The sequence below is a fragment of the Dietzia sp. PP-33 genome, assembly GCF_033790845.1.
Lineage (GTDB): Bacteria > Actinomycetota > Actinomycetes > Mycobacteriales > Mycobacteriaceae > Dietzia.
This window is the reverse complement of the sequence record NZ_JAMYEI010000001.1, coordinates 604,277-629,109: the sequence shown is the minus strand read 5'-3', so window position 1 is coordinate 629,109 and position 24,833 is coordinate 604,277. Positions and strand designations below refer to the sequence as shown.

Here is a 24,833-nt window from a genome sequence, read left to right as displayed (position 1 = left end):
CTCATGACCACTCCACCCTCAGCGTCCGACGGCCTCTCGGTCGACCAACTCCTGCGCCCCGACGTGGTGGGCCCCAAGATCGCCGAGGCCACGGGCGACGAGGCCTGGACCGACTTCGAGGCCGAGCTGATCGCCGGTGGCAAGTCCAACCTGACCTTCACGCTCCGGTCCGACGCGGGGGAGCTGATCCTCCGGCGTCCGCCGACGGGTGAGCTGCTGCCGAGTGCGCACGACATGGGACGCGAGGCACGCATCCAGCTGGGACTGGCGGACACGGACGTGCCGGTCGCGCGGGTGCGCCTCAACGAGACCACCGGCGAGGACCTGGGCGTGCCGTACTACGTGATGGAGAAGGTGGTCGGCCACGTCATCCGTGACGAACTCCCTCCGGGCTTCGCGGAGTCCGACGACGACAAGGCGGCCATGGCCGACGCCCAGATCGACGCCCTGGTCGCACTCCACGCAGTGGATCAGGACGCGGTCGGCCTGGGAGACCTGGGGCGCCCGGAGGGCTACCTCGAGCGGCAGCTGCGCCGGTGGCTGGGCCAGTCGGAGAAGGCCACCGAGTCCGTCCGTGCCGAACGCCTGCCCGAGCTGGCGGCGAGACTCGGTGAGCGCATGCCCACCTCGCCGTCGTCGCGGATCATCCACGGTGACTACCGCCTGGACAACTACGTCGTGGACCCCGCCGACCCGGGGCGCATCAAGGCGATCCTCGACTGGGAGCTGTCCACGCTCGGCGACCCGGTCGCCGACCTGGCCCAGACGGTCCTCTACTGGGGCGACCCCGACGGACCCCGGGTCCCGCTCATCCCGTCCATCACCACCGAGGCCGGGTGGCCCGGTCCGCAGCGGCTGCTGGACCGCTACTGCTCGGCGACCGGCACCGACCCCGCCCACATGCCCTGGTACCTGGCCTTCGCGACGTTCAAGTTCGCCGCGATCGCCCAGGGTGTGGCCACCCGCTCGGAGGCCGGGGACATGGCGGGGCAGGATTTCGGCGACATCGGCCCGCAGATCCGCGAACTCGTGGATCACGGTCACTCCCTCCTCGACTCCCGGAAGGGCACCAACTGATGGCTGACCACGCATCCGACTCCGCCCGGCCCGTCGACCCACGCACGGGGCCACAGACCGCCGTCCCGGTGCTCGACCGCTTCCGGCTCGACGGCCGCGTCGCGGTGGTCACCGGTGCCTCCTCCGGACTCGGCGCAGGATTCGCCCGTGCGCTCTCCTCTGCGGGGGCGACGCTCGTGCTGGCCGCCCGGCGACGGGAGAGACTGGAGGCCCTGGCCGACGAGCTCCGTTCCGCCGGAGGCGCGGCATCGACCGTGGCCTGTGACGTCGCCGACCCCGACGCGTGCGCGGCGATGGTCCGCGCGGCCATGGACGCCCACGGGCGCATCGACGTGCTGGTCAACAACGCCGGCATCGGGACGGCGGTGCCCGCACTCAAGGAGACGCCCGAGCAGTTCCGGGGCGTCGTGGACGTCAACCTCCACGGCGCCTACTGGGCGGCCAAGGAGTGCGCGCGCGTCATGGAGCCCGGGTCGAGCATCGTCAACGTCGCCAGCGTCCTGGGCCTGACCGCCGGATTCGCCCCGCAGGCCGCCTACTCCGCGTCCAAGGCCGCGGTCCTGGGGCTGACCCGGGACCTGGCCGCGCAGTGGGGGAGCAGGCGCGGGATCCGCGTCAACGCGCTCGCCCCCGGGTACTTCGCCTCGGAGATGACCGACGAGATCCCCGAGCAGATGCTCGCCGACATCACCGGGCGCACGATCTTCGGACGGCTCGGCCTGCAACCGGAGCTCGATTCCGCGCTCGTCTTTCTCGCCTCCGACGCCTCGTCGTTCATCACCGGGTCGACGCTCACCGTCGACGGCGGCATGACCCTTCACTAGACCCACAGGAGATCACCCATGGAGTTCGCGTACAGCCAACGCAGCCGGGAGCTGCAGGAGAACATGTGGGAGTTCATGCGCGAGCATGTGTTCCCCGCCGAGCCGGTGTGGGCCGAGTACCTGCGCACGCACGGCGACCACGAGCACCCGCCCGTCATGGAGGAGCTCAAGACGGAGGCGCGGCGCCGCGGGCTGTGGAACCTCTTCCTGCCCGAATGGTCCGGCATCTCCAACCTCGAGTTCGCCGCGGTCTCGGAGATCTCCGGCTGGTCACCGGTGATCGCCCCCGAGGCCATCAACTCGCAGGCCCCCGATACCGGGAACATGGAGACCTTCCACCTGTTCGGCACCGAGGAGCAGAAGGCGCGGTACCTCGAGCCGCTGAAGGAAGGCAGGATCCGCTCGGCCTACGCCATGACCGAGCCCGACGTGGCCTCCTCGGATGCGACCAACATCCAGACCGTCATCCGCCGCGAAGGCGACGAGTACGTGATCAACGGCCGCAAGTGGTGGATCACGGGTGTGGCGGACACGCGCTGCGAGATCTTCATCGTCATGGGCAAGACGGACTCCTCCGCCGAGACGCACCGCCAGCAGTCGATGGTCCTGGTCCCGCGTGGCACGCCGGGCCTGACCATCGAGCGCAACCTCCCGCTGTTCGGCTACCAGGACCAGCACGGTCACTGCGAGCTCGTGTTCTCCGACGTCCGTGTCCCGGTGGGGAACCTGCTCGGTGAGGAGGGTGCCGGGTTCGCGATCGCCCAGGCCCGTCTCGGGCCGGGCCGCATCCACCACGCGATGCGTGCCATCGGTATGGCCGAGCGGGCCCTGGCCCTGATGGTCGACCGCGCCAAGTCGCGTCACGCCTTCGGCGGGTACCTGTCCGAGCAGGGCGTGGTGCAGGAGCACATCGCCAACTCGCGGATCGAGATCGACCAGGCACGCCTGCAGGTCCAGCACTGCGCGTGGATGATCGACACCGTGGGCGCCAAGGAGGCCCGCTTCGAGATCTCGGCCATCAAGGTGATCGCGCCGCAGGTCGCGTGCACCGTGATCGACCGTGCGATCGAGATCTTCGGCGGCGCCGGTGTCTCCGACGACACCCCCCTCGCGTACTTCTACGCCTGGGCGCGGGCCCTGCGGATCGTGGACGGCCCGGATGCCGTGCACCGTCGCACGATCGCGCGCGGCGAACTCAAGCGCACGCCGCCGTACGTCGGCTGATACTAGGATGTCCCACTAATAACGCCGTGGCGACGGTTACGGCGACCGAGGCAAGGGAGAGAGATTCATGGGTGCAGTAATCGTCGAGGCCGTGCGCAGCGCGGTGGGCAAACGCAAGGGTGGTCTGGCCGGGGTGCATCCGGCCGACCTGTCGGGCAAGGTCCTGAACGCGCTCGTCGAGCGCGCCGGGGTCGACCCGTCGATCGTCGAGGACGTGATCTGGGGCTGCGTCACGCAGGCCGGTGAGCAGACCGGTGACATCGCGCGCACCGCGGTGCTCTCGGCCGGCTGGCCGGAGACCGTCACGGGCGTGACCATCGACCGCCAGTGCGGTTCCTCGCAGCAGGCGCTGAGCTTCGCCGTCGCTGTGGTCGAGTCGGGCTACCACGACGTGGTCGTCGCCGGCGGCGTCGAGTCCATGACCCGTCAGCCGATGGGCAGCTCCATCACGGGCGAGGGACTCCCGTACGGGGAGGACTTCCTCGGCCGGTACGACGGCACCATGCCCAACCAGGGTGTCGGGGCCGAGATGATCGCCGAGCGGTGGGGTCTGTCCCGCACCCAGCTCGACGAGTTCGCGGTGGCCTCGCACGAGAAGGCGGCCGCCGCGCAGGACGCCGGGTTCTTCGCCGGGCACATCGTTCCGGTGGCCACTCCCGACGGCGCGTTCGACGACGATCAGGGCATCCGCCGCGGCAGCACCGTGGAGGGGCTGGCGGGACTCAAGACCCCGTTCAAGGACGACGGCGTGATCCACGCCGGCAACGCCTCGCAGATCTCGGACGGCTCCGCCGCCATCCTGGTGATGAGTGAGGAGGCGGCCGCCAAGTACGGCTGCACCCCGATCGCCCGCGTGCACACCGCCACGCTGGCCGGCGATGACCCGGTCATCATGCTCACCGCCCCGATCCCGGCCACCGCCAAGGCGCTGGAGAAGTCCGGACTGTCGATCGACGAGATCGGCGTGTTCGAGGTCAACGAGGCCTTCGCCTCCGTGCCGATGGCGTGGCTCGCCGAGACCGGCGCCGACCCGGCCAAGCTCAACCCCAACGGCGGCGCGATCGCCCTCGGTCACCCACTCGGCGGATCCGGCGCCCGGATCATGACCGACATGGTGCACCACATGAAGAACAACGGCATCAAGTACGGCCTGCAGACGATGTGCGAGGGCGGCGGCCAGGCCAACGCCACCATCATCGAACTGCTCTGATCAGGCTGGTCCCGGCGCCACATCCGCTCCCGTCGATGAACTCCCGCCACCGCCGAAGTGCGCGCGCGAGTTCATCGCCGGGAGCGGACGTGTTCCAGGCGTACAGGCGCTAGCGCGGATGCCGGTCGGCGGCGGTGGCGGTGGCGGTGGCGGTGGCGTGGGGCGGGGCGGCGCGGGGGCAGGTCCGGGCGCGTCAGCTGCCGGTCAGCACGACGGCGCGGCCCAGCACCTCACCGCGCTCGAGGGCCTGGTAGGTCTCCGGAGCCTCGGCCAGCCGAACCCGCCGGGAGATCATGCCGCCCAGGTCGAGCTTCCCGGCCGCCAGTAGTCGGATGAGCGCGGGCACGTCCTGCCGGGCGCGGGCCCCGTACGAGCCCTTGATCTGGATCTTGCGGCGCACGATGCGGGCCAGGTCCACGTCCAACGAGGTGCCCGCGGGCGGGATGCCCACCACCACGACCCGTCCGCCCTCGCGGGCGATGTCTGTGGCCTGCCGGGTGGTGGCCGCCGAGCCCAGGGCCTCGAACGCGACGTCCACGCCGCGGCCGCCGGTGATCTCCATGACCGCCTCGGTCGCGTCGACCTCCCGCGAATTGATCGTGTGGGTGGCGCCCATGCGGCGGGCGAGGGCCAGCTTGTCGTCGTCCACGTCGATCGCGATGACCGACTCGGCGCCGCTGACCGCCGACAGCTGGACGATGTTCTGCCCGACCCCACCGACCGCCACCACCGCGACGGACTCGCCGCTCCGGACATCGCCCACGTTGCGGACTGCTCCGTAGGCGGTGAACATCGAACAACCGAGGACGGCGGAGTCGGTCAGATCGAGCGGTTCGGGGAGCGCGAACACCGCCGTGGCGGGCGTGACGCTGTACTCGGCCAGTCCGCCCATCGAGTACATCGACAGTGGTTCGCCGGAGGCCCGGTGAAGTCGCGTCTCGCCGTCGTACAGGGTGCCGCGCAGGCGGTTGTACTCGAAGAACGTGGAGCAGATGTCCTCCATCCCGCGGGCGCAGTTCTCGCACGATCCGCACGGCATGATGAACGAGCCGACGACCCGGTCACCCGCGCGGACGCCTGTCACCCCGGGGCCGACCTCGGCGACGACGCCCGAGATCTCGTGGCCCAGAACCCCGGGCAGCGGGAAGCCGACCTCGCCCTTCATCACGTGCAGGTCGGTGTGGCAGACCCCGCACGCGTGGTTGTGGACCAGGACCTCACCCGCGCGCGGCTCAGGGATCGGGATGTCCTCGATCACCAGCGGGGATCCGGTCTCAACGCACACCGCAGCTCTCATGTCGCCGACTGTACGCAGCCGTCAGCGGCCCAGGAGCTCGTCGGAGATGATCCGCATCTGGATCTCACTGGTGCCCTCGAAGATCCTGGTGAGTCGCGCGTCCCGCCAGTGGCGCTCCACCTGGAAGTCGGTGGTGTAGCCGGCCCCGCCGTGGATCTGGACGCCCTGGGAGGTCACGCGCTCGGCCATCTCGGTGGCCACGAGCTTGCACATCGCGGCCTCCAGCGAACAGCGGCGCCCGGAGTCGATGGCAGTGGCTACCGAGTACATGAGCTGGCGCGCGGCCTCGATGTCCGCGGCCATCCTGGCGATCTCGAAGCGTAGGTACTGGAACTCGCCGATCGGCCGCCCGAACTGCTCGCGGGTGGCCACATAGGCGATCGAGTCCTCCAGCGCGGCGCGGGCCAGACCGATCGCACGGGCGGCGGTGTGGGCGCGGCCGACCTCCAGCCCGGACACGGCCATGTAGAAGCCCCTGCCCTCCTCGCCGAGCAGCGCCGATGCCGGGATCCGGAAGTCGTCGAACGACAGCTCCCAGGTCTGCCAGCCGAAGTAGCCGATCTTGCGGACGGGGGTGCCGGTGATGCCGGCGGGGAAGGAACCGCGCTCCTTCTCGACGAGGAAGGTGGAGATCCCGCGGTGTGGCTTGTCCGGATCCCGGTCCGGATCGGTGCGGGCGAACAGGACCAGGTAGTCCGCCTGGTCGGCGTAGGTGCACCACATCTTGGTTCCGTTCACGACCCACTCGTCGCCCTCCCGGACGGCTCGGCAGGAGATGTTGGCGACGTCGGATCCCGCCTCCGCCTCGGACAGTGCGTAGGCGCCCAACCACTCACCGCGGGCCACGCGGGGGAGCAACCGGGCCTCCTGCTCGGGAGTGAACCCGCCGCCCATGCCGTTGCCACGGGCGAGCAGTCCCGAGACGGAGAGCCAGCCGCGAGCCAACTCCTCGGCGACCAGGCAGTACTCGAAGACCCCCAGCCCGAGCCCGCCGTGCTCCTCGGCGATCATGATGCCGAAGAAACCCATGTCGGCCATCTTCTGCCGGAGCTCGTCGGGGATGTCGCCTTTCTCCGGGTCGAGCCGGTTCGCGACCGGGAGTACCTCCTTGGCGGTGAAGTCGCGGGCGAGGTCGCGGATGGCGAGACGGTCCTCCGTGAGGTAGACGGGGACGCCGTCGCGCGCGGTGGGCTTGTGGGTCATACGGGAGGTCCTCCACTGGTGAGACGGCCGGTGTCGGCGCCGAGTACGGGCGCCGGGCCGGTGGTCAGGTGCGTGCCGTCGAACATGGCGGGGTGCGCGGCGGCCAGGTAACGGCCGATCCCCGGCTGATCGACGGGGGAGAACAGCGGGTTGGCCTCGAGATCGCCCTCCGACACGACCTGGCCGAAGGTGCGGTAGCGCTCGTGGAGCACGACCGAGGCCTCGAGCGTCCGTGCCACCTCGTCGGTTGTGCGGGCCGCGAACCAGCGCGCGAACAGCGCGGCCAGCACCTCGCGGTAGGAGTAGCGGTCGGCCTCGGTGGTGAAGTCGGCGCCGGTCGCGGTCTCGAGGGCGTCGACCGCCTCCCGCGTGCCAGTGAGGCGGGCCAGGTCGTGGAAGTGGCGGGTGGTCAGGGCGACGATCATGAAGCGACCGCCGTCTGAGGTCGTGACGTCCGTCCCGAAGGTGCCGTAGATGTGGTTGCCGACGGCCGGGCGAGAGGTCCCGTCCACCTGGGGCTCGGTGAGGTATCCCAGAGTTCCGGCGGTGGCCAGGGCCACGTCCTCCAGGGGCAGGACGATCCGTCGTCCCCGGCCGGTCCTCTCCCGGTCGCGCACGGCCGAGACCACGGCCAACGCCGCGTGGAGGCCCGCGGCGACATCCCAGGCGGGCAGGGCATGATTGACCACCTGCCCGCCCGGGGTGTCGCCGCCGCGCCCGTCGACCTGCCCGGTGATCGCGGGGAACCCCAGGGCGGCGTTGACGGTGTAGTCGACGCCCGGTCGACCGTCGCGCCGTCCGAGCAGTTCCAGGGTGATGACGTCGGGCCGGGCCCCGGCCAGGCGCTCGTGGCTCATCCACGCCCGGCCGCCGGAGTTGGTCACGAGGATGCCGCCGCCGTCTCCGGGGGCGGTCACCAGGTCACGGAACGCCTGCTGCCCCTCATCCGATCGCAGGTCGAGTGTCACCGAGGCCTTGCCGCGGTTGAGCCCGGTCCAGTAGATCGACGTGCCGTCCGGGGCGAGAGGCCAACGGTGTACATCCGCCGCCCCACCGGCCGGGTCGACCCTGATGACCTCGGCGCCCAGTTGCGCGAGCGTGAGTCCGCACAGTGGCGAGGCCACGAAGCTGGACAGTTCGACCACGCGGATGCCCTCGAGGGGGCGAGACGCGATGGATCCGGTCATCGGTTACTCCCGTGGGTGCTGCGGGGACGGTTGCCCCTCGATCTAAATCCTGATAATAGTTGGGAGCATACTGCAGTGGATGCGCGTTCCGCGACACCCACCACGGGCGACGGGGGAAGAGACCATGGGCGGGCAACCGATCACAGCCACCTCGGAGGTCGACGCGGAGGACTTCGCGCACATCCTCTCGGCGACCAGGGAGTACGTCCGCACGGTCGTAGTCCCGCGTGAGCAGGAGATCGCCGACACCGACGCCATTCCCGACGACATCCGGGCCGGGCTGGCCGAGATGGGGATGTTCGGGTACGCGATCCCGCAGAAGTGGGGCGGCCTCGGGCTGGACCTGACCCAGGACGTCGAGTTGGCGATGGAGTTCGGGTACACCTGCCTGGCCATGCGATCGCTGTTCGGCACCAACAACGGGATCGCCGGACAGGTCCTGGTGAACTTCGGGACCGACGAGCAGAAGACCGAGTGGCTCGAGAGGATCGCCTCCGGCGAGGTGGTCGCCTCCTTCGCCCTCACCGAGGACGGTGCCGGGTCCAACCCCGCGGGCCTGACGACCAGGGCCGTCCGCGACGGGGGAGAGGGCGGGGACTGGATCATCGACGGCACCAAGCGCTTCATCACCAACGCGCCGGTGGCGAACCTGTTCGTGCTGTTCGCCCGGACCCGTCCCGCCGACGAGAGCGGGACGGGGATCGCCGTGTTCCTCGTCCCCGCCGACGCCCCGGGGGTCACGGTGGGGCCGAAGGACCGGAAGATGGGCCAGGAGGGCGCCGCGACCTCCGAGGTGAGCTTCAGTGGAGTCCGCGTTCCGGCCTCGGCACTGGTGGGCGGCGACGAGGACGCCGGATACCGGGCAGCGATGACGTCGCTGGCCCGCGGTCGCGTGCACATCGCCGCCGTCGCCGTGGGATCCGCCGCGCGGGCGCTCGACGAGTCGCTGGCCTACGCGGCCACCACCACACAGGGGGGCGAGGCCATCGGTGGCTTCCAGCTGGTCCAGGCCATGCTCGCCGAGCAACAGGTCGGGGTGATGGCGGGCAGGGCGCTGGTCCGGGAGGTCGCGGCCACCTACGTCTCGGGCGAGGACAGGCGCATCGCCCCCTCCGTCGCCAAGCTCTACTGCACCGAGATGGCCGGGAAGGTCGCCGACCTGGCTGTCCAGATCCACGGCGGCACCGGCTACATGCGCGGCGTCGCGGTCGAGCGCATCTACCGCGACATCCGGTTGCTGCGGCTCTACGAGGGCACCAGCGAGATCCAGAAGCTCATCATCGGCGGCGGCCTCATCCGCGGCTGGACCCCGCAGGCAGGCGTCAGATGACGGACGGGGTCGACACAGGCGGAGCCGGTACAAGCGGGGTCGATACAGGCGGGCTCGATACGGGCGGAGCCGAGCCGCTCCCGCTCGAGGGGATCACCGTGGTTGCGGTCGAACAGGCCGTCGCCGGCCCGCTGGCCACCCGCCACCTCGCGGACCTGGGCGCCCGCGTCATCAAGATCGAACGCCCGGAGGAGGGAGACTTCGCCCGCGCCTACGACAACTCCGTGCACGGACTGGCCTCGCACTTCGTCTGGCTGAACCGGGGCAAGGAGTCGATCGAACTCGACCTGGCCTCCGACCACGGACTGCGGGTCGCGCTCGACCTGGCCGACCGGGCGGACGTGGTGATCAGCAACCTGGCTCCCGGCGCGATGGAGCGGTTGGGTCTGGGGGCCGCCGCGCTCCGTGCGCGCAGGGACCAGCTCGTCGTCGTCACCATCTCCGGGTACGGGGACACCGGACCGTACGCCGGCCGGAAGGCCTACGACATGCTCGTCCAGGCGGAGTCCGGACTGTGCTCGATCACCGGCACCCCCGATGCCGCCGCCAAGACCGGGGTCCCCGTCTCCGACATCGCCACCGGCATGTACGCGCTCTCGGCCGTCCAGTCGGCGTTGTTCCGGCGGGAGCGGACCGGCCGCGGCGCGACCGTCGAGGTGTCGATGTTCGAGGCGACAGCGGAGTGGATGGGCCATCCCATGTACATCCGCATGTACGAGGGCCGGCAGGTGGGGCGGATGGGCCTGTCGCACGCCTCGATCTGCCCGTACGACGCGTTCCCCACCAGGGACGGACAGGTTTTGATCGGGGTGCAGAACGACCGCGGCTGGGCGGCCCTCGTCGGTGACGTGCTGGGCCGTCCGGAGCTGGTCGGGGACGAGCGATACGCGACCAATGTCGCCCGCGTGGCACGCCGGACCGAGGTGGACGAACTGATCGGCCGGTTGACCGCCGGGTACGGGTCGCAGGAGCTGGCCGACAAGCTCGACGAGTTCGGGGTCCCGGCCGCACGGCTCAACGACGTCGCCGGGTTGGTCGACCACCCGCAGCTGGAGGCCCGGGACCGGTGGCGGGACTTTCAGACGCCCGCCGGTCCGGTCAGGGGACTGCTGCCCCCGATGACGTTTACAGACGTAGAGCTGCCGATGGGGCCCGTCCCGGCACTGGGCCAACACACGGACGCGATCCTGGCCGAGGTGGCCGGGCAGGTACGAGGAGAGGACACACGTCATGGGACTGCTCGAGGGTAAGACCGCGGTCGTCACCGGAGGTGCGCGCGGCATCGGACTGGAGATCGCGCGCACGTTCATCGACAGCGGGGCACGGGTGGTCGTCGGGGATATCGACGACGAGGCCGGCGCCGCGGCGGTCACCGAGCTGGGCGGTGAGGACAAGGCCCGCTACGTCCACTGCGACGTCCGCGACGGCGCGGCGGTCGAGGCGATGATCGACGTGGCCGAGGAGGCGTTCGGGCCGCTCGGCGTGTTCGTCAACAACGCCGGCGTGACCCGCGACGCGACCATGCGCAAGATGACCGAGCAACAGTTCGACGACATCATCGCGATCCACCTCAAGGGCACCTGGAACGGCACCCGCGCGGCGGCCGGGCGGATGCGCGAACACGGGTCAGGAGCGATCGTCAACGTCTCCTCGATCTCCGGAAAGGTCGGATTGACCGGACAGACCAACTACTCCGCCGCCAAGGCGGGGATCGTCGGCCTGACCAAGGCCGCCGCCAAGGAGGTCGCCTTCAAGAACGTGCGCGTCAACGCCGTCCAGCCCGGTCTCATCCGCACCGCGATGACCCTGGCGATGCCGGAACACGTCTGGGAGCAGAAGATGGCGGAGATCCCCATGGGGCGCGCCGCCGAGCCCTCCGAGGTGGCGCAGGTGGTGCTGTTCCTGTCCAGCGACATGTCGAGCTACATGACCGGCACGGTCCTCGAGATCACCGGAGGACGACACATCTGAGCCCACCCCGGCAGCTCACCCGTCGAGGTCCCAGCGGATCGGCCGGGCCAACGCGGTGTGAAACCGCTTCTCCAGATACGTGGTGTGGTCGCGGATGTGATCCGACATCAGCCGGGACGCGGTGTCCGCGTCCCGGTCGGCGATGGCCGTGTAGATGTCCTGGTGGATGTCACAGGTCAGCTCCCGCTGCCGTCTGGGGTAGGTGATGCCCATCGACGCGCCGGCGATGAGGCCGGTCAACGCGTCGAAGAGGTACCCGAAGAGCGCATTTCCTGAACTCCAGGCGATCAGCTCGTGGAACCGCTCGGACTGAGCGGAGAACACGGCCTGATCACTCATCTGCTCACGGGTCACGCGGAGGTTCTCGGCGAGCCGCTCGAGACCGGCGTCGTCGATCCGGGTGGTGGCCAACCGCGCAATGGAGGGCTCCAGGGCGGCTCGGGCCTCCATGATCGTCGAGAACGGGGCGTTCTCGAACTGCAGGAGGAGGCTCAACGTGGCGCCGAGGGTGCCGCCGTCCGGTTGCTGCACGATGGGCCCGCCGCCCGGTCCGGGCTTGAGCACGATGACCCCCTGCAGTTCCAGGTAGCGCAGCGATTCGCGGAGGGTGCCGCGCCCGACGCCGTACTCCTCCAACATGAGGTGCTCCGGAGGGAGACGGTCGCCCACGGTGTTGCCGCGGCGGGAGATGTCCTCGACGATCTGCTGGGCCACGAGGAGCGCCGTCTTCTTGGGTCGACCGACCCCCGGACGCGGCCTGTCGCGGGGTGAACTCATGACAACCATTATCCCTGTCTCCGACTCACGGCATGAGGACGGTGTAGGACCAGTCGAGGACGGCCGCGTCGCCGTCCCCGCGATGTGCGGTGACGAGGGACCGGAGGTCGAGTGCCACCCCGCCGCCGGGAAGGTCGACGGCGGCGCCCACCACGACCTCGCTGCTCAGGGTGTCGCCCTCCCGGACCGGGCCCACGTGATCGCAGGAGTGCCATCCCAGCACGGTGAGCATCGCCGGCAGCGCGCGCGTGGCCTGCGAGAGCGCGAGCCCGATGGTGTGCCCGCCGTAGACCAGGCGGCCGGTTGCCGACCGGCGGGCGTCATGGTGGGTCCGGGCGACGTTCAGCGTGAGCCGCGCCAGCTCGGGCGCGCCCGTGACCACGTCCGCGCCCGCCCGGAGGACGGTGCCCTCCTCGGGCAGCGGTGCGTCCCCTCCCGGGACCCGCTCACGGTAGACGCGCAGGTCCCATCCCTCGGGCACCGACCACGGGCCACCCTGTCCGGTACCGATCGTCGCGAGGTCGTCGGCCCGCGCGCACGACTCCGGGTCCACGCCCTCGGCCACCGGGAGCATCGCGCAGCGGTGGAAGTCCAGGACGGCCCGGCCGTCCTGGTCGGTGGTGGTCACGCGTAGCGCGGCCAGCCCGGTGGCGGCGCGTCCCGGCCTGGGCGTGGTGGACCTGAGCCCCACGACCTCGGTACGGGTGGTGAGCGTGTCGCCGATCCGCGGGGCGGCGAGCAGCCGCAGTCCCCGGTAGAAGAGGTTGGCCCTGACGTGGTGGGTGACCACGGTGGACTGGCCGATCGCCACGTCGGTCACCAGGCCGGGGTGCGCGACCGTGCCACCGGTGACCGCGCGTGCCAGATGGTGGTCCAGGGGCAGCCGCAGTCGGTCGCCGAGGATCGCCTGATGGGCCGCCGCCAGCCCCTCGGTCAGGGTGACGGACGGGGCGTCATCGACGACCTGCCCCACGGCGAGGTCGTCGAAGTAGGGGCCGCCGACCTCGACGACGGGCCCCTGCGGTGTGGTGTTCTCGGTCGTCACGGGTGCCACCCTACACAAATCATGCGCATCATTATTGACTATTGGGCGGCTGGTTGCGACGATGGGCCCGAGTCCCCGCCGGGAAGGCGGGCCGAGACCACGACGAGGTGTACCCCCGGTGCCGGATCTGAACGACGAAGAGTCCTACCTGGTCGCGACCGTGCGTCGGTTCATCGACCGCGAGGTCAAGCCGTCCGTGCTCGAGATGGAGCACGCGAACGAGTATCCGGAGCGGTGGATCGAGCAGATGAAGCAGATCGGCATCTACGGGCTGGCCGTGCCCGAGCAGTACGGCGGGATGCCGGTCTCGATGCCCTGCTACGTGCGGGTGACCGAGGAGCTGGCCCGCGGGTGGATGTCGCTCGCCGGCGCCATGGGCGGGCACACGGTGGTCGCCACGCTGCTCACCGAGTACGGGACCGAGGAACAGAAGGCCGCATACCTTCCGCGGATGGCGACGGGGCAGATGCGGGCGACCATGGCGCTCACGGAGCCCGGCGGGGGATCGGACCTGCAGAACCTGGGCACCACGGCGAGGATCGACGGCGAGGACCTCGTGATCAACGGAACCAAGACCTGGATCTCCAACGCACGGCGCTCCGGCCTCATCGCCCTGCTGTGCAAGACCGATCCCGAGGCGACGCCCAGGCACCGGGGCATCTCGATCGTCCTGGTCGAACACGGCCCCGGCCTGACGGTGTCCCGCGACCTGTCCAAGCTCGGGTACAAGGGCGTCGAGACCTGCGAGCTGTCCTTCGAGGGGTACCGCACCCCTGCCGACCGGGTCCTCGGCGGCGAACCCGGTCGGGGCTTCAGCCAGATGATGAAGGGGTTGGAGACCGGGCGGATCCAGGTGGCGAGCCGTGCTCTCGGCGTGGCGGCGGCCGCGCTCGAGGACTCGCTCGCCTACGCGCAGCAGCGGGAGTCGTTCGGGCAGCCGATCTGGAAGCACCAGGCGATCGGCCACCACCTGGCCAACATGGCCACCAAGCTCACCGCCGCCCGCCAGCTCACCCTGTTCGCGGCGGAGAAGTACGACGCGGGCGAGCGGTGCGACATGGAGGCGGGGATGGCCAAGCTCTTCGCCTCCGAGGTGGGGATGGAGATCGCGCTCGACGCGGTCCGGATCCACGGTGGCTACGGGTACTCGACCGAGTACGACATCGAGCGCTACTTCCGCGACGCGCCGCTGATGATCGTCGGTGAGGGGACCAACGAGATCCAACGCAACGTCATCGCGTCACAACTGGTCGCACGAGGAGGACTGTCATGAAGGTGTTCGAGGGCCTGGACCAGGTCGAGGCCGCCATCGGCCGGCACGTGGGGTACAGCGACTGGCTGGAGATCACGCAGGAGCGGATCGACGCGTTCGCGGAGGCGACCGGGGACCACCAGTGGATCCACGTCGATCCGGAGCGGGCGGCGACGGGGCCGTACGGGGCGACCATCGCCCACGGGTATCTCACGCTCTCGCTGCTGCCGGTGCTCGGCGCGCAGGTCATGGAGATCCGGGGCTTCCGGATGATGATCAACTACGGCACCGACAAGGTCCGTTTTCCGGCAGCCGTGCCGGTGGGGTCGCGTATCCGTGCGGGGATCGAGCTGACCTCGCTCGACCGGAAATCCTCGGGTGTCCAGCTCAACACCCTGGTGACCGTCGAGGTCGAGGGCGGGGACCGCCCCGCCGTCGTGGCCGAGACCGTCCGGATGATGGTGGAGTGACCGGATGAGGCCGGGATCCGGTTCCCCCATGGCGCAGGCCCTCGCCGACATCGTGGTGTGCGAGCCCGTGCGCACCGCGGTGGGCCGCCGGGGCGGCGTGCTCGCCCCACTCCAGGCCGCCGACCTCGCGTCCGCCGCCATCCGCGGACTGGTCGAGCGGACCGGCCTGGGCCCGGGGGACGTCGACGACGTGATCCTCGGGCAGTGTTATCCGAACGGGGAGGCCCCGGCGATCGGGCGCGTGGCCGCGTTGGACGCCGGCCTGGACATCCGCACGCCCGGCATCCAGATAGACCGGCGGTGCGGATCGGGTCTGCAGGCTGTGCTGGGCGCCGCGATGCAGGTGGCGGTGGGGGTGAGCGAGGTGGTGATCGCCGGCGGCGCGGAGTCGATGTCGAACAGCGAGTTCTACGCACTCGGTCTTCGCGGCGGCGTCCACGGCGACCGGGTGGAGTTCATCGACCGCATCGCCCGGGGCCGGGTGACGTCGGGGGGCCGTGACCACCCGATCGACGGCGGCATGCTCGAGACCGCCGAGAACCTGCGGGCCGAGTACTCGATCTCCCGCGCCGAACAGGACGAACTCGCGGTCGAGAGCCAACGGCGCGCGGTCGCCGCACAGGACGCGGGGGTCTTCGACGAGGAGATCGTGCCGGTGCGGGTCCCTCAGCGCAAGGGCGACGACGTCGTCGTCGACACCGATGAACACCCCCGTCGAGGTGTCACTCTCGAGACCCTCGCCGGACTGCGTCCCGTCCGATCGCGCGTCGACCCCGACGCCACGGTCACCGCCGGGAACGCCTCGGGAGAGAACGACGGGGCCTCCATGTGCATCGTCACCACCCGCGCACGCGCGGCCGCGCTCGGGCTGCGGGCGTACGTCAGACCCCTGGGCTGGGCGGTGACCGGGGTCCACCCCGCGCGGATGGGGATCGGGCCCGTCTCCGCCACGGCCGAACTGCTGGGGAAGCTGGACCTGAGACTGACGGACTTCGACCTGCTCGAACTCAACGAGGCCTTTGCCTCCCAGGTCCTGGCGTGCCTGCGCGAGTGGGAGTCCGCGTTCGGTTTCACCGCCGCCGACCGGCAGCGGCTCAACGTCCACGGCTCCGGTATCTCCCTCGGCCACCCCGTCGGCGCCACGGGCACGCGCATCCTCACCACCATGTCGCGTGAGCTCGCGCGCCGGGAGGGCCGACTCGCCCTGGAGACGATGTGCATCGGCGGTGGACAGGGCCTGGCCGCGGCCTTCGAGAGGGTGACGTGACCCGGTCGCCGCCCCGGCCGTTCGAGGAGCCTCACGAATTCACGATGAGTTAACTCACACTCATGTGATTCCGGCGTAGCGTGGGTCACAACGGTCGGTGGGGAAGCCGACCGTCGGGAGGTCCCAGCCGATGATCGATCCACTCGATCGGGAGGGGGCCGGCACCCGGCCCCGTCACCACCAGGTGACCTGAGCCGACCGGTCCACCCCCAGCTCGCCCGCGGTGCCGCGGGCCAGGAGTCCGCCGTGACCGACACCGTACGTACCTACGTCCTCGACACCTCGGTTCTGCTGTCCGATCCGTGGGCCGCCACCCGCTTCGCAGAACACCGCGTGGTGCTGCCCATCGCGGTGATCGGCGAGCTGGAGGGCAAGCGTCACCACCCCGAGCTCGGATACTTCGCCCGGGAGGCGCTGCGACTCCTCGAGGACCTCCGGCTCCGCCACGGACGGCTCGACGGCGATCTGCCCATCACCGATCGGGGCGGCACGCTGCGGGTCGAGCTCAACCACACCGACCAGGCGGTGCTGCCCTCGGGATTCCGGAACACCGGCAACGACGCCCGGATCCTCGCGTGTGCGCTCAACCTGCGGGCCGAGGGAGTGGACACCGTGCTGGTGTCCAAGGACGTGCCACTGCGGGTCAAGGCCGGGTCGCTGGGCCTGCCCGCGGACGAGTACCACGCCCAGGACGTGGTGCTCACCGGGTACAGCGGGGTCTCCGACCTGCCCGCCACCCAGGACCTGGTGGACACCCTGTTCTCGGGCGGCGGTGCCTCACCGCTCGCGGCCCGTGCCGCCGGACTCGATGGCCAGACACCGGTGCACTGCGGGGTCCGGGTGCAGACCGAGTCGTCGTCGGCCCTGGCCCGCGTCACCGACGGCGGCGGGCTGAAGTTGGTGCGCGGCGACGTCGAGGTGTTCGGCCTGCGCGGCCGTTCGGCCGAACAGCGCATCGCGATCGACTGCCTGCTCGACGAGTCGATCGGGATCGTCTCCCTCGGCGGCCGGGCGGGCACGGGCAAGTCCGCTCTCGCCCTGTGCGCCGGCCTGGAGTCGGTGCTCGAGCGTCGCCGGCACCGCAAGATCGTGGTGTTCCGTCCGCTCTACGCGGTGGGTGGCCAGGAACTCGGCTACCTGCCCGGTAGCGAGTCCGAGAAGATGTCACCGTGGTCGCAGGCCGTGTTCGACACCCTCGAAGGTCTGGTCAGCGAGAACGTGATCGACGAGGTGATGGACCGGGACATCCTCGAGGTGCTGCCGTTGACCCACATCCGCGGCCGGAGCCTGCACGACTCCTTCGTGATCGTCGACGAGGCGCAGTCGCTCGAGCGCAACGTGCTGCTGACCGTGCTGTCGCGACTGGGCACGGGGTCGCGGGTCGTGCTCACCCACGACGTGGCCCAGCGGGACAACCTCCGGGTCGGACGGCACGACGGGATCCAGGCCGTGGTGGAAAAGCTCAAGGGGCATCCGCTGTTCGCGCACGTCACCCTCAACCGCTCCGAGCGTTCGGCCATCGCCGAGCTCGTGACCACCATGTTGGAGGAGTTCCACCCCGACGCCGAGCCGGGAGAACTGCGGAGGATCACCGCGGCGTGACCGGCGAGTGACGGCACTCACATGACGAGGTGAGATGATCGGGTCCGGGCTCCCACGCCCGGACCCGATCCGTGCACCCCGAAAGGCCTCGGCCATGTCCCGACGATCACTCTCGACGCCCGCGTTCTCCGTCGTCGCCGCGTGCGCGCTCCTGTTGTCCGCGTGCGGGGAGCAGACCCCGGGTGGGTCACCGGCCGAGGAGCAGCCCCAGACCACCGCCGGGGCGAGCGCCGCCGGGTCGACCACCACCGGGTCGATCACCACCGGGTCGACCACCACCGAGCCGCGTGCAGCGGGGTCGGGTAGCGCGGAACCGGGCGCCGCCCCCGGGGAGGACTCGGACGCTGACGACCCCATCGTGGTGCAGATCGGTGAGCAGGAGTTCCCCACCATCATGGCGATCTATCGCAGGTACGACGACGCCAAGGGCGGGCCGCTGGCGCTGAAGGCGCCCGTCGGGCCGGCGGAGCCGTGGGCCGACGGAATGACGCAGGACTACCTCGACGGGGCCGTCTTCTGGTCGCCGGAGACGGGGGCACAGATCGTGCGGGGGCGGATCCTGGAGACCTACCTGGAGGGCGGAGGGCCGTCCGGTCCGCTCGGCTGGCCGACGAGCGACGAGACCGCCGAGGGCGAGGTGATCTCCTCCGACTTCCAGCGCGGCCAGATCCGGCTGGAGAACCAGACCATCGAGGTGGTCGACCACGGCGGCTGAGCCCGCGACCCCGGTCCGGGGTGATCCGTGCGGCAGCTCCCGGTCCGCTCTGACCTAGTCCGCTCTGACCTAGTCCGCTCTGACTTATGCGGTGAGTTTGGTCCGTACACAACGCGTGAGTCCCCGGGCGGCGGGCACTCCGGGCGCGCAGGTCGGGGAGGGGTCCCCGCGAGGGGTCAGCGCTCGCGGTCGAGCCCCGTCATCCCCAGCACGTCGAGCCGGCGGTCCAGCTCCTCCTCGCTCAGCGGGTCCGGGACGAAACCCAGCGCGATGACGGCCTCACGGATCGTCAGCCCCTCGGCCAGGGCGTGCTTGGCCACCCGGGCGGCCTCCTCGTAGCCGATCGCCGAGTTGAGCGGCGTGACGATCGAGGGGGATGACTCGGCGAGCCGACGCATCCGGTCGACGTCGGGCTCGATCCCGTCGATGCACCGCTCGGCGAACAACGTGGACGAGGTGGAAAGGATGCGGGCGGACTCGAGCACGTTGCGGGCCATCACGGGGATCGCGGTGTTGAGCTCGAACGCGCCGCTCGCGCCGGCCCAGGCCACGGCGGCGTCGTTGCCCACGACCTGCGCGGCGACCTGCGAGATGGTCTCGCAGAGGACGGGGTTGACCTTGCCGGGCATGATCGACGACCCCGGCTGCAGGTCCGGCAGATGGATCTCCGAGAGCCCGGTCATGGGGCCGGACCCCATCCACCGGACGTCGTTGGCGATCTTGGTCAGCGAGACCGCGAGAGTCCGCAGGGCCCCGGAGAACTCGACGAGCCCGTCGCGGGCCGCCTGGGCCTCGAACGGATCCGCGGCCAACCGCAGTTCCTCGAGCCCGGTGAGCGAGCGCAGTTCCTCGACCACGGCGGAGCCGAAGCCGTCGGGGGCGTTGAGACCGGTGCCGGCGGCGGTGCCACCGATCGGCAGCTCGCCGACACGGGGCAGGGTGGCGCAGACGCGCTCGATCCCGGCCCGGATCTGACGCGCGTACCCGCCGAACTCCTGGCCCAGCGTCACCGGGACGGCGTCCATGAGGTGGGTGCGCCCGGACTTGACCATGTCCCGCCACTGCGTGGCCTTGGCCTCCAGGGAGTCGGCGAGGACGCCGAGGGCCGGCACCAGCTCGGTGAGGGCCACCTCGGTCGCGGCGACGTGTGTGGCGGTGGGGAAGGTGTCGTTGGAGGACTGCGACATGTTGACGTGGTCGTTCGGGTGGACGGTCACGCCCTCGGCCGCGCACAGCGACGCGATGACCTCGTTGGCGTTCATGTTCGAGCTGGTGCCCGACCCGGTCTGGAAGACGTCGACGGGGAAGTGCTCGTCGACCTCGCCGTCGGCGATCCGTCCGGCCGCGGCCACGATGGCGTCGACCTTGTCGCGGTCGAGGAGGCCGAGACGACCGTTGACCGTGGCGCAGGCGGACTTGAGCAGGCCCAGCGCGCGGATCTGCGCGCGCTCGAGTCCGCTGCCCGACACCGGGAAGTTCTCCACCGCACGCTGCGTCTGCGCCCTCCAGAGCGCATCGACGGGCACCCGGACCTCGCCCATCGTGTCGTGTTCGATACGGAAGTCGCTCTGATCGGCCATACCGGTCAGAGTAGGCGTGCCCGCCGCACCGCGCAGGCGCTCGGTGCGGCGGGCACGAGCGGGGTCACTGGTCGCGGGCGCCCTGACCGTAATCGACCGCCGAGAACTCACGGAGCTTCTCCATGCGGTGGCGGGCCTCCACGTGCCGGACGGTGCCCGACTTGGAACGCATGACCAGCGACCTGGTCACGGCGCCGTTCGAGCGGTAGCTGACGCCGCGGACCATGTCGCCGTTGGTGATGCCGGTGGCGGCGAAGAAGCTATTGTCGCCCTTGACCAGGTCGTCGGTGCCCAGGTACGCGTCGACGTCCAGCCCGGCGTCCACCGCCTTCTGGCGCTCGGCCTCGTCCTGCGGCCAGAGCTGCCCCTGGATCTCGCCGCCCATGCACTTCATGGCGCAGGCGGTGATGATCCCCTCGGGGGTGCCGCCGATCCCCATGAGCATGTCCACCGAGCTGTCGTCGGAGGCCGCGGCCACGGCGCCGGCGACGTCGCCGTCCATGATCAACCGGACCTTGGCGCCGGCGGCGCGGATCTCCGCGATGAGCTCGGCGTGCCGGGGGCGGTCGAGGACGCACACGGTCATGTCGCCGACGTCGATGTTCTTCGCCTCGGCCACCGAACGGACGTTCCACTCCGTGGGCTTGGCCAGGTCGATCCTGCCCACCGCATCGGGTCCCACCGCGATCTTGCGCATGTAGAACACCGCCGAGGGGTCGAACATGGCGCCCCGCTCGGCGACCGCGATCACGGCGATGGAGTTGGGCCGCCCCTCGGCCATGAGCCGGGTCCCGTCGATCGGGTCGACCGCCACGTCGACGGCGGGACCGTGCCCGGTGCCGACCCTCTCGCCGTTGAAGAGCATCGGCGCCTCGTCCTTCTCGCCCTCGCCGATCACCACGACGCCGTCCATCTCGACGGTGCCGATCAGCTCACGCATGGCGTCGACGGCGGCGCCGTCACCACCGAGCTTGTCGCCTCGGCCCACCCACCGGCCGGCCGCGAGGGCGGCGGCCTCGGTGACTCGGACGAGCTCCATGGCGAGGTTTCGATCGGGACGTAGGGCGTCTGACATGTGGTGTCGGGCTCCTCGGATAGCTGCGCGCGAGGTGTCCGGAAGTCACCCGCGCCCGCGGTGGGGGGTCGGCGCTCATTCTTGCACCTCGTCGCCCCCGCCGGGGGCCACGCGCCGGGTCTGCCCCGGGTGGGTGGGATAATCACAGTCGTGGCCGAGGCGAAACCGAGAATCCTGCAGGGCAACCGCGACATGTTCTGGTCTGTGGTGGTGCTCATGCTGATCTGCGGGATCTTCGCCGGCGTCGCCGGACAGTGCACGTTCAGCCCGTCCGGACCGCAGCAGGGAGCGATCCCCGAGTTCGACGCCGAGGCCTCACTGCGACAGGACGCCCGCAGCCTCGACTTCCCGGTCCGTTCGCCTGTCGTCCCGGAGGGGTGGACCTCCAACTCCGGGCGCGTCCAGGAGTTCGCGGACACCACGTCCAGCCACGTCGGCTGGGTCACGGGGGAGCGCAGCTTCGTCGAGTTGGTCCAGTCCGACGCCCCCGAGGAGGCCTTCCGGTCCCTCGGCGGGGGGCCGCGGCCCAGCCGGACGATCGTGCCCGTGAGCGGTCAGGAGTGGACCGTGTTCACCGGTGACGACGCCCGCCCGGTGTGGGTGCTCGACCTGCAGGACGTCCGGGTGGCCGTGACCGGATCGGCGTCCACCTCGGACTTCGAGGCGCTGGCCGCGGCGGTGCAGGACGCGGAACCGCTCCGGGACCAGAGGTAGCCCGGACGCCCGACCGGCGGCGGGTCACCGATCGCCGCCGCCGCCCTCGTCGTCGTCGCCCAGTACCGCGTCGATCCGGTCGCGCGCGCCGTCCAGGTGCTCGGTGCACCGCGCGGCGAGTTCCTCGCCGCGCTCCCACAGCGCCAGCGAGGCGTCGAGGTCCTGCCCGCCGGCCTCGAGGATGCGGACCACCTCGATCAGCTCGTCACGGGCCTGCTCGTAACCGAGTTCCGAGACGGGGGTCTGCTCGTCGGACATCAGGACTGCTCCTCGGGGGTGGTGGGGCCTGCGGGTTCGGGTGAAGCGGGTTCGGGTGTGGCGGCGGTGACGGCGGCCCGTCCCGCGGCGGGCGTCGACCCGAGGACGGCGGCGGACAGCGCCCCGTCCGACACACGGATGCGCAACTGCGAGCCGGGCGGGGCGTCGCTGATCGAGGAGACCACCCTGCCGTCGTTGTCCCCGGCCACGGACTGGACCACCGCGTACCCCCGGGCCAGGGTGGCCGCGGGCCCGAGGGTGGTCAGGCGGGCGGAGAGGTGGCCCAGCGACGAGGACTCGGTCTGGATGATCCTGGTGATGTCCCGACGGGCCGCCCGGAGCGCCTCGGCCACCACCTCGGCCCGTGAGTCGACGAGCCCGTACGGGTTCGCCATCACGGGGCGGGAGCGGATCGCCGAGAGCTGGCCCCGCTCACGCTCCACCCAGCCCCGTAGGGCGCGGGCGGTGCGGGCCCGGGCCTCGGCGAGTCGGCGGCGCTCCTCGGCCACGTCCGGGACAACACGCTTGGCGGCATCGGTGGGGGTGGCCGCACGCAGGTCGGCGACCAGGTCGGACAGCGGGGAGTCCGGCTCGTGCCCGATCGCGCTCACCACGGGCGTGCGGCACCGGGAGATGGCACGGATCAGGGCCTCGTCGGAGAAGGGGAGCAGGTCCTCGACCGACCCGCCGCCACGGGCGAGGATGATGACGTCGACGACGGGGTCGGCGTCGAGACCGGCCAGCGCCTCGAGGATCTGCGGCACGGCCGAGGGGCCCTGGACCGCGGTGTTGCGGACGTCGAACCGCACGTCGGGCCACCTACCGCGGGCCACCTCGACGACGTCGCGCTCGGCCGCGCTCGCCCGGCCGGTCACCAGGCCCACGCAGGTCGGCAGGAACGGCAACGGGCGCTTGAGCCGCGGGTCGAAGATCCCCTCGGCGGACAGTGCCTGCTTGAGCCTCTCGATCCGCGCGAGGAGCTCGCCGACGCCCACCGGGCGGATCTCGGAGACCTGCAGGGAGAACGACCCTCGACCGGTGTAGAAGCGCGGCGTCCCGCGGACCACGACACGACTGCCCTCGGTCACCGGTACCGGCGACTCGGAGATGAGCCTGGGTGGGCACGTGAGGGTCAGTGAGTTGTCCACCGAGGGGTCACGCAGTGTGAGAAAGGCCGTCCGAGTGCCCGGACGGAGGCTGAGCTGGGTGATCTGACCCTCGACCCAGACGGCTCCGAGCCGGTGAATCCAGCTGGCGATCTGGTCCGAGACCACCCGGACCGGCCACGGCTGTTCGGGGGTGCTGGCGGCCTTGGCGGAACCGCCGGTCACGTGGTGCGGGGGGTGACGCGGCCGGTGGGGATCCCCGGACCGTCCCCGCCGGACCCGGGCCCGTCGGGGTCGACCCGGGCCTCGTCTCCGTCCTCGGGGAGGTCCTCGTCGAACGTCGCCCACCCCGGCTGGTCGGCCCGGGCGGGGAAGGCCGCCTCGAGCACACGGTCACCCTTGACGGCGAGCTCGGCAACCGCCTGACCGGCGTGGAGGTAGGTCTGCACCAGACTGCCCGCGACCCTGACCGGGACGGCCGGCAGTGCGACGGCGGCCCCGAGCGCGCGACCCGGGAGTTCCACGGCTAGTTCCACCACCGAGGCGGCGAGACCGATCGAGGCACGGGCGAGGAAGAAGGGACGGGGCATAGGAACCTCTCTGCCGGGGGCGTCCGGGAGGCGTGATGGTCGAAATCCAGTATGAACCGTACCCTGGGGACATGACCGAGCAGACCGACATGATCGCCCAACCGGCAACCAAGCGAGTGCTTCTCGCCGAACCGCGCGGCTACTGTGCCGGCGTCGACCGGGCCGTCGAGACGGTCGAGAAGTCCCTGGCCAAGTACGGTGCACCGCTATACGTGCGCAAGGAGATCGTCCACAACAAACACGTCGTGGAATCCTTCACCGACCAGGGCGTCATCTTTGTGGACGAGACCGACGAGGTCCCGCACGGGTCCAACCTGGTGTTCTCCGCACACGGGGTCTCCCCGGCCGTGCGGGAGAGCGCGCTGCAGCTGGAGCTGAAGACCTTCGACGCCACCTGCCCGCTCGTGACCAAGGTGCACACCGAGGTCAAGCGCTTCGCCCGCGAGGGCTACCAGATCCTGCTGGTCGGCCACGAGGGCCACGAGGAGGTCGAGGGGACCGCCGGAGAGGCGCCCGACGTGGTGACCCTGGTCGACGGCCCGGACTCCGTCGACGCGCTCGACATCCCGGTGGAGACCGAGAAGCTGATCTGGCTCTCGCAGACCACGCTGAGCGTGGACGAGACCATGGAGACGGTGCGCCGCCTCAAGGACAAGTACCCCACGCTGATCGATCCCCCGTCCGACGACATCTGCTATGCCACCCAGAACCGACAGGTCGCGGTGAAGACCATGGCGCCGCAGTGTGACCTGGTGATCGTGGTGGGCTCGCAGAACTCGTCCAACTCGGTGCGGCTGGTGGAGGTGGCGCTGCAGGCCGGGGCCCGCGACGCGCACCTGGTCGACTACGCCAAGGAGATCGACACGTCGTGGTTCGAGGGAGTCGACACCGTGGGGGTGACCTCGGGCGCCTCGGTTCCGGAGCTCCTCGTGCGTGGCGTGGTGGACCTGCTGGCCGACCACGGGTACAACGATGTCTCCTCGGTGCGGACCGCCCAGGAGACCATCACGTTCTCGCTGCCCCGCGAACTGCGGGTCCCCAAGAAGGTCTGATCCGTAG

At 70.7% G+C, this 24,833-nt stretch carries 24 protein-coding genes; 14 read left to right on the top strand and 10 right to left on the bottom strand.

Going from position 1 to position 24,833, the window contains the following annotated elements:
• Positions 1-3: 3 nt before the first annotated feature.
• The 4 genes from NJE57_RS03025 to NJE57_RS03010 all read left to right on the top strand — a co-directional run bounded on the left by NJE57_RS03025 (position 4) and on the right by NJE57_RS03010 (position 4,335).
• Positions 4-1,077, top strand: a complete 1,074-nt coding sequence (locus tag NJE57_RS03025; protein ID WP_319026874.1) for a phosphotransferase family protein — start codon at positions 4-6, stop codon at positions 1,075-1,077.
• Entirely contained in the window at positions 1,077-1,901 is an 825-nt protein-coding gene (locus NJE57_RS03020; RefSeq protein WP_319026873.1) for an SDR family NAD(P)-dependent oxidoreductase, read from the top strand. Before NJE57_RS03025 ends, NJE57_RS03020 begins: the two co-directional genes overlap by 1 nt.
• A gap of 18 nt (positions 1,902-1,919) precedes the next feature.
• Entirely contained in the window at positions 1,920-3,125 is a 1,206-nt protein-coding gene (locus NJE57_RS03015) for an acyl-CoA dehydrogenase family protein (protein ID WP_319026872.1), read from the top strand.
• 67 nt (positions 3,126-3,192) lie between these two features.
• Positions 3,193-4,335 carry an acetyl-CoA C-acyltransferase gene (locus NJE57_RS03010; protein ID WP_319026871.1) on the top strand — a complete coding sequence of 381 codons (1,143 nt, stop codon included), beginning with the start codon at positions 3,193-3,195 and terminating at the stop codon, positions 4,333-4,335.
• Positions 4,336-4,528: 193 nt separating this feature from the next.
• Here NJE57_RS03010 and NJE57_RS03005 read toward each other — a convergent pair whose 3' ends face one another.
• The 3 genes from NJE57_RS03005 to NJE57_RS02995 are packed head-to-tail and all read right to left on the bottom strand — an operon-like array spanning position 4,529 to position 8,022.
• Positions 4,529-5,632 (bottom strand): zinc-binding dehydrogenase, encoded by a 1,104-nt coding sequence (locus tag NJE57_RS03005; protein WP_319026870.1) that lies wholly within the window; start codon positions 5,630-5,632, stop codon positions 4,529-4,531.
• 21 nt (positions 5,633-5,653) lie between these two features.
• On the bottom strand, positions 5,654-6,835 hold the full coding sequence (locus NJE57_RS03000) for an acyl-CoA dehydrogenase family protein (protein ID WP_319026869.1): 1,182 nt from the start codon (positions 6,833-6,835) through the stop codon (positions 5,654-5,656).
• Entirely contained in the window at positions 6,832-8,022 is a 1,191-nt protein-coding gene (locus tag NJE57_RS02995; protein WP_319026868.1) for a CoA transferase, read from the bottom strand. Before NJE57_RS02995 ends, NJE57_RS03000 begins: the two co-directional genes overlap by 4 nt.
• Positions 8,023-8,146: 124 nt before the next feature.
• Here NJE57_RS02995 and NJE57_RS02990 point away from each other — a divergent pair, with 124 nt between their 5' ends.
• From NJE57_RS02990 to fabG, 3 genes are read left to right on the top strand one after another with little or no spacing between them, the layout of a single operon-like run.
• Positions 8,147-9,352 (top strand): acyl-CoA dehydrogenase family protein, encoded by a 1,206-nt coding sequence (locus NJE57_RS02990; RefSeq protein WP_319026867.1) that lies wholly within the window; start codon positions 8,147-8,149, stop codon positions 9,350-9,352.
• The gene (locus NJE57_RS02985) at positions 9,349-10,602 is read left to right on the top strand and encodes a CaiB/BaiF CoA-transferase family protein (protein WP_319026866.1); all 1,254 of its coding nucleotides are present in this window, start codon (positions 9,349-9,351) and stop codon (positions 10,600-10,602) included. The genes NJE57_RS02990 and NJE57_RS02985 overlap by 4 nt, the downstream gene beginning before the upstream one ends.
• The gene (fabG, locus tag NJE57_RS02980) at positions 10,583-11,323 is read left to right on the top strand and encodes a 3-oxoacyl-ACP reductase FabG (RefSeq protein ID WP_319026865.1); all 741 of its coding nucleotides are present in this window, start codon (positions 10,583-10,585) and stop codon (positions 11,321-11,323) included. Before NJE57_RS02985 ends, fabG begins: the two co-directional genes overlap by 20 nt.
• Before the next feature lie 15 nt (positions 11,324-11,338).
• On the opposite strand, the gene NJE57_RS02975 is transcribed toward fabG, so the two are convergent.
• Together NJE57_RS02975 and NJE57_RS02970 are read right to left on the bottom strand one after the other, a co-directional pair.
• Positions 11,339-12,100 (bottom strand): FadR/GntR family transcriptional regulator, encoded by a 762-nt coding sequence (locus NJE57_RS02975; protein ID WP_319026864.1) that lies wholly within the window; start codon positions 12,098-12,100, stop codon positions 11,339-11,341.
• A gap of 25 nt (positions 12,101-12,125) precedes the next feature.
• Entirely contained in the window at positions 12,126-13,145 is a 1,020-nt protein-coding gene (locus NJE57_RS02970; RefSeq protein WP_319026863.1) for a MaoC family dehydratase, read from the bottom strand.
• Between the two features lie 118 nt (positions 13,146-13,263).
• On the opposite strand from NJE57_RS02970, the gene NJE57_RS02965 reads away from it, so the two are divergent.
• From NJE57_RS02965 to NJE57_RS02945, 5 genes are all read left to right on the top strand, one after another.
• Positions 13,264-14,418, top strand: a complete 1,155-nt coding sequence (locus NJE57_RS02965) for an acyl-CoA dehydrogenase family protein (protein WP_319026862.1) — start codon at positions 13,264-13,266, stop codon at positions 14,416-14,418.
• A complete protein-coding gene (locus NJE57_RS02960; RefSeq protein ID WP_319026861.1) occupies positions 14,415-14,867 on the top strand; it encodes a MaoC family dehydratase in 453 nt (150 codons plus the stop codon). Before NJE57_RS02965 ends, NJE57_RS02960 begins: the two co-directional genes overlap by 4 nt.
• A gap of 4 nt (positions 14,868-14,871) precedes the next feature.
• Positions 14,872-16,134 carry an acetyl-CoA C-acetyltransferase gene (locus tag NJE57_RS02955; protein WP_319026860.1) on the top strand — a complete coding sequence of 421 codons (1,263 nt, stop codon included), beginning with the start codon at positions 14,872-14,874 and terminating at the stop codon, positions 16,132-16,134.
• A 246-nt stretch (positions 16,135-16,380) separates the two neighbouring features.
• Positions 16,381-17,736 carry a PhoH family protein gene (locus tag NJE57_RS02950; protein WP_319026859.1) on the top strand — a complete coding sequence of 452 codons (1,356 nt, stop codon included), beginning with the start codon at positions 16,381-16,383 and terminating at the stop codon, positions 17,734-17,736.
• 94 nt (positions 17,737-17,830) lie between these two features.
• Complete coding sequence (locus NJE57_RS02945; RefSeq protein ID WP_319026858.1) at positions 17,831-18,451, top strand: hypothetical protein; 621 nt, start codon at positions 17,831-17,833, stop codon at positions 18,449-18,451.
• A 176-nt stretch (positions 18,452-18,627) separates the two neighbouring features.
• Here NJE57_RS02945 and NJE57_RS02940 read toward each other — a convergent pair whose 3' ends face one another.
• Entirely contained in the window at positions 18,628-20,031 is a 1,404-nt protein-coding gene (locus tag NJE57_RS02940) for a class II fumarate hydratase (RefSeq protein WP_319026857.1), read from the bottom strand.
• A gap of 64 nt (positions 20,032-20,095) precedes the next feature.
• The gene (gene glpX, locus NJE57_RS02935) at positions 20,096-21,106 is read right to left on the bottom strand and encodes a class II fructose-bisphosphatase (protein WP_319026856.1); all 1,011 of its coding nucleotides are present in this window, start codon (positions 21,104-21,106) and stop codon (positions 20,096-20,098) included.
• Between the two features lie 150 nt (positions 21,107-21,256).
• Between glpX and NJE57_RS02930 the strand changes: the two genes are divergently transcribed.
• Complete coding sequence (locus NJE57_RS02930; RefSeq protein WP_319026855.1) at positions 21,257-21,820, top strand: DUF4245 domain-containing protein; 564 nt, start codon at positions 21,257-21,259, stop codon at positions 21,818-21,820.
• A 24-nt stretch (positions 21,821-21,844) separates the two neighbouring features.
• Here NJE57_RS02930 and NJE57_RS02925 read toward each other — a convergent pair whose 3' ends face one another.
• The 3 genes from NJE57_RS02925 to NJE57_RS02915 are packed head-to-tail and all read right to left on the bottom strand — an operon-like array spanning position 21,845 to position 23,774.
• Positions 21,845-22,078, bottom strand: coding sequence for an exodeoxyribonuclease VII small subunit (locus NJE57_RS02925; protein ID WP_319026854.1), 234 nt, complete (start codon positions 22,076-22,078; stop codon positions 21,845-21,847).
• Positions 22,078-23,409 carry an exodeoxyribonuclease VII large subunit gene (gene xseA, locus NJE57_RS02920; RefSeq protein WP_319026853.1) on the bottom strand — a complete coding sequence of 444 codons (1,332 nt, stop codon included), beginning with the start codon at positions 23,407-23,409 and terminating at the stop codon, positions 22,078-22,080. Before xseA ends, NJE57_RS02925 begins: the two co-directional genes overlap by 1 nt.
• Positions 23,406-23,774 carry a hypothetical protein gene (locus tag NJE57_RS02915; RefSeq protein WP_319026852.1) on the bottom strand — a complete coding sequence of 123 codons (369 nt, stop codon included), beginning with the start codon at positions 23,772-23,774 and terminating at the stop codon, positions 23,406-23,408. The genes xseA and NJE57_RS02915 overlap by 4 nt, the downstream gene beginning before the upstream one ends.
• Positions 23,775-23,845: 71 nt before the next feature.
• On the opposite strand from NJE57_RS02915, the gene NJE57_RS02910 reads away from it, so the two are divergent.
• Complete coding sequence (locus NJE57_RS02910; protein WP_319026851.1) at positions 23,846-24,826, top strand: 4-hydroxy-3-methylbut-2-enyl diphosphate reductase; 981 nt, start codon at positions 23,846-23,848, stop codon at positions 24,824-24,826.
• Positions 24,827-24,833 lie beyond the last annotated feature (7 nt).

Coding starts and splice junctions, on each gene's coding strand:
- NJE57_RS02910 (WP_319026851.1), top strand. CDS start 23,846: ATGACCGAGCAGACCGACATGATCGCCCAACCGGCAACCAAGCGAGTG.
- NJE57_RS02915 (WP_319026852.1), bottom strand. CDS start 23,774: ATGCCCCGTCCCTTCTTCCTCGCCCGTGCCTCGATCGGTCTCGCCGCC.
- NJE57_RS02995 (WP_319026868.1), bottom strand. CDS start 8,022: ATGACCGGATCCATCGCGTCTCGCCCCCTCGAGGGCATCCGCGTGGTC.
- NJE57_RS02985 (WP_319026866.1), top strand. CDS start 9,349: ATGACGGACGGGGTCGACACAGGCGGAGCCGGTACAAGCGGGGTCGAT.
- NJE57_RS03015 (WP_319026872.1), top strand. CDS start 1,920: ATGGAGTTCGCGTACAGCCAACGCAGCCGGGAGCTGCAGGAGAACATG.
- NJE57_RS03010 (WP_319026871.1), top strand. CDS start 3,193: ATGGGTGCAGTAATCGTCGAGGCCGTGCGCAGCGCGGTGGGCAAACGC.
- NJE57_RS03000 (WP_319026869.1), bottom strand. CDS start 6,835: ATGACCCACAAGCCCACCGCGCGCGACGGCGTCCCCGTCTACCTCACG.
- NJE57_RS02945 (WP_319026858.1), top strand. CDS start 17,831: ATGTCCCGACGATCACTCTCGACGCCCGCGTTCTCCGTCGTCGCCGCG.
- NJE57_RS02960 (WP_319026861.1), top strand. CDS start 14,415: ATGAAGGTGTTCGAGGGCCTGGACCAGGTCGAGGCCGCCATCGGCCGG.
- NJE57_RS02940 (WP_319026857.1), bottom strand. CDS start 20,031: ATGGCCGATCAGAGCGACTTCCGTATCGAACACGACACGATGGGCGAG.
- NJE57_RS03025 (WP_319026874.1), top strand. CDS start 4: ATGACCACTCCACCCTCAGCGTCCGACGGCCTCTCGGTCGACCAACTC.
- NJE57_RS03020 (WP_319026873.1), top strand. CDS start 1,077: ATGGCTGACCACGCATCCGACTCCGCCCGGCCCGTCGACCCACGCACG.
- NJE57_RS02955 (WP_319026860.1), top strand. CDS start 14,872: ATGAGGCCGGGATCCGGTTCCCCCATGGCGCAGGCCCTCGCCGACATC.
- NJE57_RS03005 (WP_319026870.1), bottom strand. CDS start 5,632: ATGAGAGCTGCGGTGTGCGTTGAGACCGGATCCCCGCTGGTGATCGAG.
- glpX (WP_319026856.1), bottom strand. CDS start 21,106: ATGTCAGACGCCCTACGTCCCGATCGAAACCTCGCCATGGAGCTCGTC.
- fabG (WP_319026865.1), top strand. CDS start 10,583: ATGGGACTGCTCGAGGGTAAGACCGCGGTCGTCACCGGAGGTGCGCGC.
- NJE57_RS02975 (WP_319026864.1), bottom strand. CDS start 12,100: ATGAGTTCACCCCGCGACAGGCCGCGTCCGGGGGTCGGTCGACCCAAG.
- NJE57_RS02990 (WP_319026867.1), top strand. CDS start 8,147: ATGGGCGGGCAACCGATCACAGCCACCTCGGAGGTCGACGCGGAGGAC.
- NJE57_RS02925 (WP_319026854.1), bottom strand. CDS start 22,078: ATGTCCGACGAGCAGACCCCCGTCTCGGAACTCGGTTACGAGCAGGCC.